The organism is Streptomyces sp. NPDC043952, from assembly GCF_056435325.1.
In genome coordinates this window covers 64,220-75,093 of record NZ_JBWKES010000031.1, presented here as the reverse complement: position 1 = coordinate 75,093, position 10,874 = coordinate 64,220, and the positions used below count along the sequence as shown (strand labels likewise).

Genomic DNA, 10,874 nt, shown 5'->3' with positions numbered 1-10,874 from the left:
ACACCGCCCTCGAACAGAAAGGCAAAGGCGACCTCGCCGCACTCCTCGCAGGCAGCGACACCTGGACCGTCACCGGCTGACACCGACACCGGCCGAGGCAGCACCCGGCACCCGGCGCGCACACTCTCGCTGCGCCGGGCTCGCGCTCGTACCCGCACCGCACTCTCACAAGGAGGATCCACCATGCATCCGAACGGCGTCGCCGACGAGGAATGGGCCGTCCGGGCCGAACGGAAGGCGGTCCCACGCCGGCTGCTGATGTGCCGTCCGCAGTACTTCGACGTGACGTACAGCATCAACCCGTGGATGGACCCGCGGCAGCCGACGGACACCGCGGCCTCGCTGCGGCAGTGGGAAGCGCTGCGGGAGCTGTACGTGTCGCTCGGGCACACCGTCGAGGTGATCGAGCCGGTCGAGGGGCTGCCGGACATGGTGTTCGCGGCCAACGGCGCCACCGTGGTGGACGGCAAGGTACTGGGCGCGCGCTTCAGGCACCGGGAGCGGACCGCGGAGGGGCCGGCCTACCTGGACTGGTTCGAACGCAATGGGTATCAGGACATCCTGTGGCCGGAGTTCATCAACGAGGGCGAGGGCGACTATCTGCGGGTGGGGCGGCGGATCCTCGCCGGGACCGGCTTCCGCACCGATCCGCGTTCACACACCGAGGCGCAGGAGTTCTTCGGACTGCCGGTGACCGGTCTGACGCTGGTCAACCCGGAGTTCTACCACCTGGACACCGCCCTCGCGGTGCTCTCGCCGACCGAGATCATGTACTACCCGGCGGCGTTCACGCCGGGCAGCCGGGCGGTGCTGCGGGAGCTGTTCCCGGACGCGATCCTGGCCACGGACGAGGACGCGGCGGTGTTCGGCCTCAACGCGTTCTCCGACGGGTTGAACGTGCTGCTGCCGCAGGCGGCCACCGGGCTCATCGAGAAGCTGAAGGACCGCGGCTTCCACCCGATCGGCGTGCAACTCGGCGAGCTGCTGAAGGCGGGCGGCAGCGTCAAGTGCTGCACCCTCGTGCTGTAGTCCGCCGCCCACGTCGAGACCCAGCGTGGTCCTGAGCGTTTGAGGAGCACGCGAAAGAACCCCGAGGCGGGCCGCGAAGGCTGTGCGCACCGGGTTCGGCTTCCCTGGCGGCACGGACGGAGGCGGGGACGGCACCATGACCGTCGAGTTGGCGAGCACCGCCGAAGGCACGCTGCGCGGCCGCGAGTTCGCCGCCCTGTACGCGCAGGCGCAGCGTTTCTACGCGCTCCAGACACGGATCCTGGACACGCACGACACCGAGAGCTGGGTGCACACCTTCACCGAGGACGCCGTCGTCGAACTGCCCCTCCTGCCGGGTCCGGTGCGCGCGCGGGAGGGGCTCGCCCGGTATGTGCGCGCGGGCGCGGCGCGGCAGCGGCAGGCCGGCGGGCGCCTCGATCACTGGGTCGGCATGCTCGACGTGCGGCCCCAGGCGGACGGGTCGCTGCGCACCCGCTGCTCGGCGCTGGCGTACGCCGGGCCGGTGGGCGGCGGTGCCAAGATCCTGTACGCCTACGTCATGGAGGACGTCCTGGTCCGCGGCCAGGGTGAATGGCGCTGCGCGCACCGCCGGGTGACCCGCGACGACCTGGCCTGAGCAGCGCCGCGGCGGCACCCGGAGTCCCTAGGGCAGGCTGGTGAACGCGGCGAAGACGTCGCCGAGTTCGTGTGTGTGCACGGTGAGCGACTCGGCGGTGAGCGCCGCCGCGTCGAGGACCGTGAGCACGGCCCGCACAGTCTCGACACCGGCGTCGCCCGAGATCCGCAGGGTGAGCGAAGCGACATCGCCGCACGCGTCGCCGAGGCCCGCACCCGGACCGGCGGTGTGGAAGGCGGCCTCGGCGCGTGCCAGTGCGACCGCGTCGCCGAACCGCAGGCGGATGAGGGCGTCCGGGGGGCCGTCACGGCCCGCCTCCTGGAATGCGGCGGCGCCGGATCCGGGGGCGTCCGGTCCGTCGGACGGCGGGGCCGGTTCAGTACTCCGGTCCGTCGGCGCGGTGCCCGGCGCGCCCACCAGCACGAGCCGGCGCTCGGGCGAGCCGGAGACGGCACGGTCACGAATGTCCGTCATGGGCGCCGCCCCGCCTTCGCTCCCGTACCGGTGTCCGCCACCGCCGCGGTCCCCGGTGCCGGACCCGGACCGCTGCCCGTTCACGGCAGGAGCTCCGGCTCGTCCGGGACGATCGTCGTGCCGGTCGCGTCCTCGGTGAACATGTCGAGGAGCACCGAGTGCGGGACCCGTCCGTCGATCACGCGGGCCACGCCCACACCGCCGCGCACGGCGTGCAGACAGCCGGTCATCTTGGGGACCATGCCGTCGCTCAGCTCCGGCAGGAGCTTCTCCAGCTCGACGGCCGTGAGCCGCCGGATCACCTCGTCGCCGTGCGGCCAGCCCGCGTACAGGCCCGCGACGTCCGTCAGCATGACCAGTGCCTCGGCACCCAGCGCGGTCGCGAGTGCCGCCGCCGCGGTGTCGGCGTTGACGTTGTAGACGCCGTGGTCCTCGGCGCCGCGGGCGACGGGGGACACCACCGGGATCCGGCCGGCGTCCAGCAAGGTCCGCACGGTCGTGGTGTCCACTCGGGTGAGGGAGCCGACCCGCCCTATGTCGACCGGCTCGCCGTCGAGCCACGGTGTCAGCCGGGTCGCGGTGAGGGTGTCCCCGTCCTCGCCGGTCATGCCGACGGCCAGCGGGCCGTGCCGGTTGATCAGGCCGACCAGTTCACGCTGCACCCGGCCGGCCAGCACCATCCGTACGACGTCCATCGCGAGCGGGGAGGTGACGCGCAGGCCGGCCCTGAACTCCCTGGGCAGGGCACGGTGTTCGAGTTCCCGGTCGATCTGCGGGCCGCCGCCGTGGACGACCACGGGACGCAGTCCCGCGTAGCGCAGGAAGGCGACGTCACCGGCGAAGGCCGCGGTCAGTTCCGCGTCGGCCATCGCGTGCCCGCCCAGTTTGATGACGACCGTCCGGCCCTGGTGGCGGGCCAGCCACGGCAGTGCCTCGCTGACGGACCGGGCCTTGGCCAGCGCCGGATGCGGACTGGGCGTCATGGGGAAACCTCGCAATCACCGGTGAGAGTGCTGGAGTTCGGGTCGACGGCCACTGGATGTCCGGTCGACGGGACAGGCGGGGCCGCGCCGGCGGCGCCTGCTCTTCGGATGATGATTCATTTCCGCTCGGAAGTGAATGAGGGACTGCTTGAACGGGAGTGGAACGAAATCCCCGACGATGTGCGGGACACCGTCCGGCATTGCCTGGAAGAACCCTTTGGCGTCAGCATGAGAAGTGAGGAAAGGCCGCGGCAGGCCCGCTCAACTCGGGCTCGCGGACGGCGCGTTCACTGTCCGGTCGACAGGACGGCGGTCTTGAGCCGGATCAGGGAGAGGATGTATTCCGGATGTTCGTCCCGAGCTTCTACCGAGAACCCCACAGTTCGTGGAAAATGGCGGTGATCCGAGGAAATCCACTGGCCCTCGCGGTGTCCAACGGCAGTCCCGGAGGCATCCCCTTCGCCACCCATCTGCCGGTGATCTGCGACCCGGCCCAGGACGGCACCGGTCTGCCGGCCGACCTGTCCGGGCTGCAACTTCTCGCGCACATGAACCGGGGCAACCCGCACTGGAAGGCGCTCGAGGACGGCGGCGCCGTCCTGCTGACCTTCACCGGCCCGCACGCCTATGTCTCACCGACCGTGTACGGGGTGACTCCGGCCGCCCCGACCTGGGACTTCACCGCGGTGCACGTACAGGGCGTGGTGGAGAAGTTCGACTCGATCGACGACACGATGGACGTGGTGCAGGCCACCGTGCGGGCCTACGAGCGCGACTTCGGCACCGGCTGGGACATGAGCGAGTCGCTCGGCTACTTCCGCAAGATCGGGCCCGCCGTCGGGGCTTTCCGGGTGCGGGTGACCGGGTCCGACGGGATGTTCAAGCTCAGCCAGGAGCAACCCGGCGAGGTCCGGGAGCGGGTGCGGGAATCGTTCGCCGCCAGTGCCTGCACCTACGCGCGCGCGACGGCCGAACTCATCCGCGACCTGCCGTGACGCCCCGGCCCCGCGTCGCGGGGGCCCGGCACGGGCGTGCGCTCAGGCGCTGATGGCGGCCGGGCGCTCGGCCTCGGGCAGCGCGCCCACGCTCGTGAGCCCGCGTACGTCGGGCAGGTTCTCGATGTCCTCCAGGACGTGGGCGGCCGCACGGTCGAGGCTCGCCGTCACCCACTGCTCGAAGTCGACACCCAACCGGTCGGCGGCCTGGTGCCACCACTGGAGCCGGCTGCCGGTCAGTTCGAGCCGGCGGACCGGCTCGACGGACGTACCGGTGCGCCCGGCGGGCTCGCGGGAGGCACGCAGGGCCCGGCGCAGCTGCTTGGTGGTCCACCCGCTGCGCTCCGCGCGGTCGAGCCACATCTCCTGCTGGTCCATCGGCAGCGAGGCGAGCTCCGCGTGGTGCTGGAAGGTCAGCGCAGCACGCCGCCGGTCGAACGCGAACCGCCGGGAGACCCAGGCGTAGTTGCGCAGGGTCTGGTACTGGAGGCCGACGGCCCGGATCCCGTGCTGGTAGCGGTCCACGTAGTGGTCCTTGCCGAACACCAGCCAGTCGCCGAGCCACCAGGACGAGGAGTCGACGATGCCGGACAACTGGCGGCCGGCCTGCTCCCATTCGTCGAAGGAGGCGCCGGCGGGCATCCGCAGGCCGACCTTCGTGGTCATCACCTGAGCGCGCCGCGGCGGCTCCCCGGAGAGCCTGCGCTGCGGCACCACGGTCCGCTCCGGCCCGCTCTCCCCGTCCCCCGGTCGTTCGACGTTGCCGGCGTGAATCGCCATCAGGCCTCCCTTGACGCGTGCGGACAGGCGGGAGCCTGGCACGCCGACCTGGAGTGCCCGTGAAGTACGACTTGTGCCACGCGCGCCGGCACCGTGCGCGCGCCTCCAGCGACGTACGTGCCGTGCTCCAGCCGGCGCCCGCAACGTCGTGGCAACCCGCAGACAGCGGGCCGTACTTCACCCGAGGGGGACCCCATGAAGCTCCGGATCCGCGCCGCCGTCGGCCTGCTCGCAGCCGGTGCGGCGCTGGCCATGACGGCGGCCGTACCCGCCGACGCCGTACCCACCCCGAGAGCCACCGGCCAGAGCCCCCACGCCGCGGTGCAGGATGTGCTGGACCGCGCGGTGAGCGAGGGCGCGCTGCCCGGAGCCACCGCGCAGATCACCGAGGCCGGCAAGGGGAACTGGTTCGGCCGCGCCGGGGTGGCCGATCTCGGTACGGGGGCGCAGCAGCAGCCGCAGAACCGGTTCCGGATCGGCGGCACCACCCAGAGCTTCGTGGCCACCGTGATGCTCCAGCTGGTCGCCGAGCACAAGGTGAGCCTGGACGACTCGGTGGAGAAGTGGCTGCCCGGCCTGGTCGAGGGCAACGGCTACGACGCCGGCGAGATCACGGTCCGCCAGCTGCTCAACCAGACCAGCGGGATCTTCAACTACGTCATGTCCAGCACTGTCCTGTCCTCCGTCATCGGCACCCCCTTCCTCCAGCACCGCTTCGACAGCATGACCCCCGAGCAGTTGGTCGGCCTCGCCGTCGCCTACCCGCCGGCCTTTCCCCCCGGCACCAACTGGGGCTACTCCGACACCAACTACGTATTGGCCGGCATGATCATCGAGAAGGCCACCGGGCACAGCCTGGCCGACGAGATCGACGACCGGATCGTCCGCCCGCTGCACCTGACCGGCACGTACGAGCCGGCCGCCGGTGAGACCGGCATCGACGGCCCGCACGGCCGCGAGTACTCCCGCCTCAACGAAACCGGCTCCGGCCTCCCGTCGTACGACGTCACCGAGCTGAACCCCGGCTGGGTCTTCGCCACCGGTGACATGATCTCCACCACCGGGGACCTCGACACCTTCTTCGGCGCACTGCTGCGCGGCCGTCTGCTGCCGCCCGCCCAGTTGCAGGAGATGCTGACCATGCGGCAGACCACCAGCTGGATTCCGGGCATGAACTACGGCTCCGGTGTCTCCTCGACCACCCTGTCCTGCGGTACCGCCGTGTACGGCCAGTTCGGTGGTACCGAGGGTTCCTGGACGTACACCTACGGCACTCGGGACGGCCGCCACCTGCTCTCCACCAACGTCAACGGCGACTGGCTGGACGGCACGGGCTGGTCCATGCAGTCACCGCTCGGCGTCTTCGGCGCCGAACTGGAAGCGGAGTTCTGCGGCAAGTAGCCTTCAATTCCGCTCGAATTCCGGTTCAGCCGGTGGTCGCCGGAATTCGCCGCCCTTGTGATGAGGGCGTCCGGGACCTAAGTTCGTGAGCATTCACGGGGCGCGCCGGATGCCGGGTGTCCTGTCGACAGGACGATGCCGTCCGGTACCCGCTGATCCACGAAAAACCCCCTGATGAATTCCAATCCCGACTTGCCTCGGGACGGCTAAGGACGGTGGCAGTTGAGCACGAACCCATTCGACGACGAGGACGGCAGCTTCTACGTCGTGGTCAACGATGAGGAGCAGCACTCCCTGTGGCCCGCGTTCGCCGAGGTGCCCGCGGGCTGGCGGGTCGCCTTCGGGGCGGCGGCCCGGACCGAGTGCCTGGAGTACGTCGAGCAGCACTGGACCGACATGCGGCCCAGGGGGCTGCGGGAGGCCATGGCCGCGGACTGAGTCCGGGGCCGCAGCGCACGGCGGGGACGCCGGCCGCGAGACGAGGGTTGTGGGGACATCCTGTGAGAACCGCCAGCAGACACCGGTCGGCACCGACGGCCACCAGGAGCGAGCCCGCGCCGCACGACGTGGTGCTCTCCCTGGTGGGGCGGCAGGCGATGGTGCGGAAGTCGGCGATGATCCTCCCGGAGAACCTGTCCGAGCGGTCCTGGGAGCGGATCGGGTCCGACCTGCGCGAGCTCACGAACTCCTCCGCGTGGTGGCTCGCCGACTGGCTGCTCTTCGGCGAGGCCGCCTACGGGTGGCGGCGGTACCGGGAGGCGGTCGAGCGCACCGGTCTCGACTACCAGACCCTGCGCAACTACGCCTGGGTGGCCCGGCGCTTCGAGCGGCACCGCAGGCGGGACGGCCTCAGCTTCGCCCACCACGCGGAAGTGGCCCGGCTGCCGCCGCCGGAGCAGGACCACTGGCTGCGCGAGGCCGAACAGGGCGGCTGGTCACGGAACGAACTGCGCAAGGCGGTACGCATTGGTCCGGCCGAGCGAAGCCGCACCGGCGACCTGCCGCCGGCCGACGCCCCGCCGGCCGTCACCTGCCCGGACGGCGCCGGCCGGTCCCGAGGGGCGCCGCCCCGGCCGGCCGGGACGGCGGCCGCCGGCACCCGCCCGCGCAAGGCCGCCACGCTCACCATCGAGCTGTCGGCCGACCAACTGGACTACTACTCGAAATCGGCTGCCGCGCACGGTCTGCCCGTCGAACAGTGGGTGACGCGGGTGCTCGACGCCACCGGTCGGCGCACCGCCTAGCGGCGCACCGCACCGACCGGCGCCGGACCCGGTGAAGGCGCCGGACCAGCCCGTTCCCCCTGGTGTACCGACGGCTCGCCCACTCGGACACCCGTCACATCGGAGTCAGTTGATGATCCTTCAGGGAAAGCGGGTTGCCCTGCCCCCGGCGCCCGTCGTTCACCGTCAGTTCGAAGCGCACGCGGCCGCCACGCCCGACGCCGTCGCCGTTCGCTGCGCGGGGCAGCAGGTGACGTACGCGGAACTGGACGCGCGGGCGAACCGGTTCGCGCACTTCCTCGTCACCTGCGGACACGGCCGCGGCGCCAAGGTCGGCGTCTGCCTGGACTACTCGGTCGACATGCTCGTCGCCATCCTCGGCACGCTGAAGGCGGGGGCGGCCTACGTGCCGTTCGATCCCGCCTACCCGTCGGCCCGGCTTCAGCTGCTGCTGGACCAGGTGCCCCACCTCGCCCTGATCGTGGCCTCGCCGGCGACGGCCGCGCTGGTCGAGTCGGCGGTCGTGGAGGTCGTCGACCTGGAGCGGATGTCCGGTTACCTGTCGGGTCTCCCGGCGACCGCCCCGGACGTCCAGGTCACCGGCGACGACGTGTGCTACGCGGTTTTCACCTCCGGCTCGACCGGCACCCCGAAACTGACCGCGGTGCGCCACGAGGGCTGGTTCAACCTCATGAACTGGCTGCGGCTGGAGTACGGCTTGCACCAGGGCTCCCACAACCTGGTCGTCAGCGCGTTCGGCTTCGACCTGTCCCAACGGGCCCTGATGACACCGCTGTTCTGCGGCGCCACCCAGCACCTGATGGCCAGCCGGAACTTCGACGCCATGCTGGCCTACCGCATGCTCACCGACCACGACATACGCGTGATCCACTGCGCCTCCAGCACGCTGTACCTGCTGGTGGACTGGGAGACCGCGCGCGGCGGTGACGCGCTGGCCAGGCTCGACTACCTGCTGTTCGGCGGGGAGCCGCTGGTGTACGAGCGGATCGCGGACTGGGCGCGCCGCCCGGACAACGACTGCACCCTCCTGCACCAGTACGGCGTCGCCGAGTGCACGGACGTCGCGACGTCCTACGTCCTGTGCGCGCACCGGCCCGGCGACCAGCAGGTCGCGCCGGTCGGCAGGCCGGCCTACAACACCGACATCCACCTCCTCGACGCGCAGCTGCGCGCAGTCGCGCCGGGGGAGCAGGGCGAGATCTGCATCTCCGGTGCCGGCGTCGGCGCGGGCTACCTCAACAACGGCCCCGAGAACCGCCGGTTCACCACCATCGAGGTCGATGGCGAGACACGCAGGGTGTACCGCACGGGCGACCGCGGCTATGTGACCGAGGCCGGCGAACTCATCGTCCTCGGCAGGATCGACGCGCAGGTGAAGGTGCGGGGCATGCGCATCGACCCCACCGACATCGAGCGGGCGCTCGCCCGCCTGGCCGGGATCAGGCAAGCCGCCGTGGTGGTCGAGTACACCGAAGCCGGGGAGGCCGCACTGACCGCCTTCGTCGTCCCGGACGGCGACGAAGGCGCCGCGGACGACGTGCGCGCCCGGCTCCTCGCCACACTGCCGCGGAACATGGTGCCGTCGAGGTTCGTCACCGTCCCGAGCCTCCCGCTGAGCCCGCACGGAAAGGTGGACCGCGCGGCGCTGGCCGACGCGTATCCGCATCAGTTCGCCGGCCGCGTCACGGCGGCCTGAAAACGAGAGGAACGACATGATTGCCGACGGGGTGCGCACCATTTGGTGCCGGGAACTCCAGCGCGATGACATAGGGGACGGCGACGACTTCTTCGCCCTGGGCGGCCAGTCCGTGATCATGGCCAGGATCCAGGGTGCCTACATCGAGGAGCTGGGCGCGGAGGTCCCGATGGACCAGATGTACCTCAACCCGACAGTGGCCTCGATCTCCGCGTACATCGAGACCCTGGGCGCGGTGACCCGGTAACGGCGCCGATTTATTTCGGGGCGTCGCATTCGGGACGTCGCATTCGGGGCGTCGCAGAGTTCACTATGTATTCCCCGGAGCCGGTTCGGACGGCTAGCATCAAATAAGTGCCCGCTGACGGGAATTCGCATCCGTCGCGTCGATAGCGCACTCGAGAGTCACTACATTTCCGGCTGAGGCCGCATTGCGATCAAAAAACAATCTGGTAGGAGTGGCGCTATGTACGACGTGATTGTCATAGGTGCCCGTTGTGCGGGCTCGCCCACGGCCATGTTGTTCGCTCAAGCGGGATATCGAGTCCTGCTCCTGGAGAAAGCGCGATTCCCGCAGGACACCCTGTCCTCCCACTACATCCACCAGGAGGGCGTGGCGCTCCTCAACCGGTGGGGACTGCTCGACGAACTCCGCGACGCGGGCTGCCGGCCGATCACTCATCAGAGCTACGAGGGGCCCGGCGTCCGCATCGACGGCTTCTCCCTGCCCATCGACGGCCTGCGGACCACGTACGCGCCGCGGCGCTACGTGCTCGACCCGATCCTCGCGGCCGGTGCCGTCGCGGCCGGTGTGGAGTTCCGGGAGTCCTGCGCGGTCAACGACCTGGTCTTCGAGGGGGACCGGGTGGTCGGGGTGCGGTACACCACCCCCGGCGGCGCCGCGGCGACGGACCGGGCCCGGCTCGTCGTCGGCGCGGACGGCATGCGCTCGCTGGTGGCCCGCAAGGCAGGCGCCCCGAACATCATCGAGCACCCGCGACTGACCTGCACCTACTACAGCTACTGGGCGGGCGTCCCGGCGAACTTCGAGCTGTACGAGCGACCCGGACGCTGGGTCGGCGTCATCCCCACCAACGACGACCTGACCCTGCTCATGACGTACTTCCCGCAGGACGAGTACAACGCCGTCCGCAAGGGAGTCGAGCCGTTCTACCTGGAGACCTTCCGGACGACGGCCCCCGAGCTGTACGAGCGGATGCGGTCCGGCGAACGCGTGGAGCAGCTGTACGGCACCGGACACCAGGAGAACTTCTTCCGCAAGGCCTACGGACCGGGCTGGGCGCTGGTCGGCGACGCGGTCAACCACAAGGACTCCATCACCGCCCGCGGCATCACCGAGGCATTCGTCCAGGCCCAGACGCTCACCGAGTACATCGGGGAGAACCTGCACGACGACGCCGCGCTCGAGGCTGCGCTGAGCGCCTACGAGGACAACCTGGGCGACGACGCCTTCAGCCACTACCGGGGCGCGCTCAACGTGGCCGAACTCAAGCCCGAGGGACGCGTCGAGCTGCTGCAAAAGCTGGTCGGCCACCAGGAGCTGATCGACCGGTACTTCTCGACCCTGTCGGGAGCCTGCTCCATCGACGACTTCTACAACGACGAACTCTTGACCCTGCTCGACCAGAGCTGAGTGACGACCTGCTCCCTGGT

At 70.5% G+C, this 10,874-nt stretch carries 12 protein-coding genes; 9 read left to right on the top strand and 3 right to left on the bottom strand.

The window, feature by feature from the left end; all coding sequences use genetic code 11:
• The first annotated feature begins 183 nt into the window (after positions 1-183).
• A complete protein-coding gene (gene ddaH, locus AC069R_RS27115) occupies positions 184-1,029 on the top strand; it encodes a dimethylargininase (RefSeq protein ID WP_478769412.1) in 846 nt (281 codons plus the stop codon).
• 136 nt (positions 1,030-1,165) lie between these two features.
• Entirely contained in the window at positions 1,166-1,627 is a 462-nt protein-coding gene (locus tag AC069R_RS27110) for a nuclear transport factor 2 family protein (protein WP_478769411.1), read from the top strand.
• Positions 1,628-1,654: 27 nt separating this feature from the next.
• Here the strand turns inward: AC069R_RS27110 and AC069R_RS27105 are convergent, their stop codons facing one another.
• Both AC069R_RS27105 and argB read right to left on the bottom strand, forming a co-directional pair.
• Complete coding sequence (locus AC069R_RS27105; protein ID WP_478769410.1) at positions 1,655-2,101, bottom strand: hypothetical protein; 447 nt, start codon at positions 2,099-2,101, stop codon at positions 1,655-1,657.
• An 80-nt stretch (positions 2,102-2,181) separates the two neighbouring features.
• Positions 2,182-3,084 carry an acetylglutamate kinase gene (gene argB / locus AC069R_RS27100; protein ID WP_478769409.1) on the bottom strand — a complete coding sequence of 301 codons (903 nt, stop codon included), beginning with the start codon at positions 3,082-3,084 and terminating at the stop codon, positions 2,182-2,184.
• Between the two features lie 347 nt (positions 3,085-3,431).
• Between argB and AC069R_RS27095 the strand changes: the two genes are divergently transcribed.
• Positions 3,432-4,079: an FMN-binding negative transcriptional regulator gene (locus tag AC069R_RS27095; protein ID WP_478769408.1), complete on the top strand. Its 648-nt coding sequence runs from the start codon at positions 3,432-3,434 to the stop codon at positions 4,077-4,079.
• A 42-nt stretch (positions 4,080-4,121) separates the two neighbouring features.
• Here AC069R_RS27095 and AC069R_RS27090 read toward each other — a convergent pair whose 3' ends face one another.
• Positions 4,122-4,859, bottom strand: a complete 738-nt coding sequence (locus AC069R_RS27090) for an LmbU family transcriptional regulator (protein ID WP_478769407.1) — start codon at positions 4,857-4,859, stop codon at positions 4,122-4,124.
• 195 nt (positions 4,860-5,054) lie between these two features.
• Between AC069R_RS27090 and AC069R_RS27085 the strand changes: the two genes are divergently transcribed.
• The 6 genes from AC069R_RS27085 (at position 5,055) to AC069R_RS27060 (ending at position 10,854) form a co-directional block, all read left to right on the top strand.
• Entirely contained in the window at positions 5,055-6,260 is a 1,206-nt protein-coding gene (locus AC069R_RS27085) for a serine hydrolase domain-containing protein (RefSeq protein WP_478769406.1), read from the top strand.
• A gap of 222 nt (positions 6,261-6,482) precedes the next feature.
• The gene (locus AC069R_RS27080; protein WP_478769405.1) at positions 6,483-6,698 is read left to right on the top strand and encodes an MbtH family protein; all 216 of its coding nucleotides are present in this window, start codon (positions 6,483-6,485) and stop codon (positions 6,696-6,698) included.
• Between the two features lie 62 nt (positions 6,699-6,760).
• Entirely contained in the window at positions 6,761-7,504 is a 744-nt protein-coding gene (locus tag AC069R_RS27075) for an LmbU family transcriptional regulator (protein ID WP_478769404.1), read from the top strand.
• A gap of 112 nt (positions 7,505-7,616) precedes the next feature.
• Positions 7,617-9,200, top strand: coding sequence for an amino acid adenylation domain-containing protein (locus AC069R_RS27070; RefSeq protein WP_478769403.1), 1,584 nt, complete (start codon positions 7,617-7,619; stop codon positions 9,198-9,200).
• Positions 9,201-9,216: 16 nt separating this feature from the next.
• Positions 9,217-9,447, top strand: a complete 231-nt coding sequence (locus tag AC069R_RS27065; protein ID WP_478769402.1) for a phosphopantetheine-binding protein — start codon at positions 9,217-9,219, stop codon at positions 9,445-9,447.
• Between the two features lie 219 nt (positions 9,448-9,666).
• Complete coding sequence (locus AC069R_RS27060) at positions 9,667-10,854, top strand: NAD(P)/FAD-dependent oxidoreductase (RefSeq protein ID WP_478769401.1); 1,188 nt, start codon at positions 9,667-9,669, stop codon at positions 10,852-10,854.
• Positions 10,855-10,874: the final 20 nt, after the last annotated feature.

Bases quoted from the DNA above. Each gene is read 5' to 3' on its own strand.
- ddaH (WP_478769412.1), top strand. From the start codon at position 184: ATGCATCCGAACGGCGTCGCCGACGAGGAATGGGCCGTCCGGGCCGAA.
- AC069R_RS27110 (WP_478769411.1), top strand. From the start codon at position 1,166: ATGACCGTCGAGTTGGCGAGCACCGCCGAAGGCACGCTGCGCGGCCGC.
- AC069R_RS27105 (WP_478769410.1), bottom strand. From the start codon at position 2,101: ATGACGGACATTCGTGACCGTGCCGTCTCCGGCTCGCCCGAGCGCCGG.
- argB (WP_478769409.1), bottom strand. From the start codon at position 3,084: ATGACGCCCAGTCCGCATCCGGCGCTGGCCAAGGCCCGGTCCGTCAGC.
- AC069R_RS27095 (WP_478769408.1), top strand. From the start codon at position 3,432: ATGTTCGTCCCGAGCTTCTACCGAGAACCCCACAGTTCGTGGAAAATG.
- AC069R_RS27090 (WP_478769407.1), bottom strand. From the start codon at position 4,859: ATGGCGATTCACGCCGGCAACGTCGAACGACCGGGGGACGGGGAGAGC.
- AC069R_RS27085 (WP_478769406.1), top strand. From the start codon at position 5,055: ATGAAGCTCCGGATCCGCGCCGCCGTCGGCCTGCTCGCAGCCGGTGCG.
- AC069R_RS27070 (WP_478769403.1), top strand. From the start codon at position 7,617: ATGATCCTTCAGGGAAAGCGGGTTGCCCTGCCCCCGGCGCCCGTCGTT.
- AC069R_RS27065 (WP_478769402.1), top strand. From the start codon at position 9,217: ATGATTGCCGACGGGGTGCGCACCATTTGGTGCCGGGAACTCCAGCGC.
- AC069R_RS27060 (WP_478769401.1), top strand. From the start codon at position 9,667: ATGTACGACGTGATTGTCATAGGTGCCCGTTGTGCGGGCTCGCCCACG.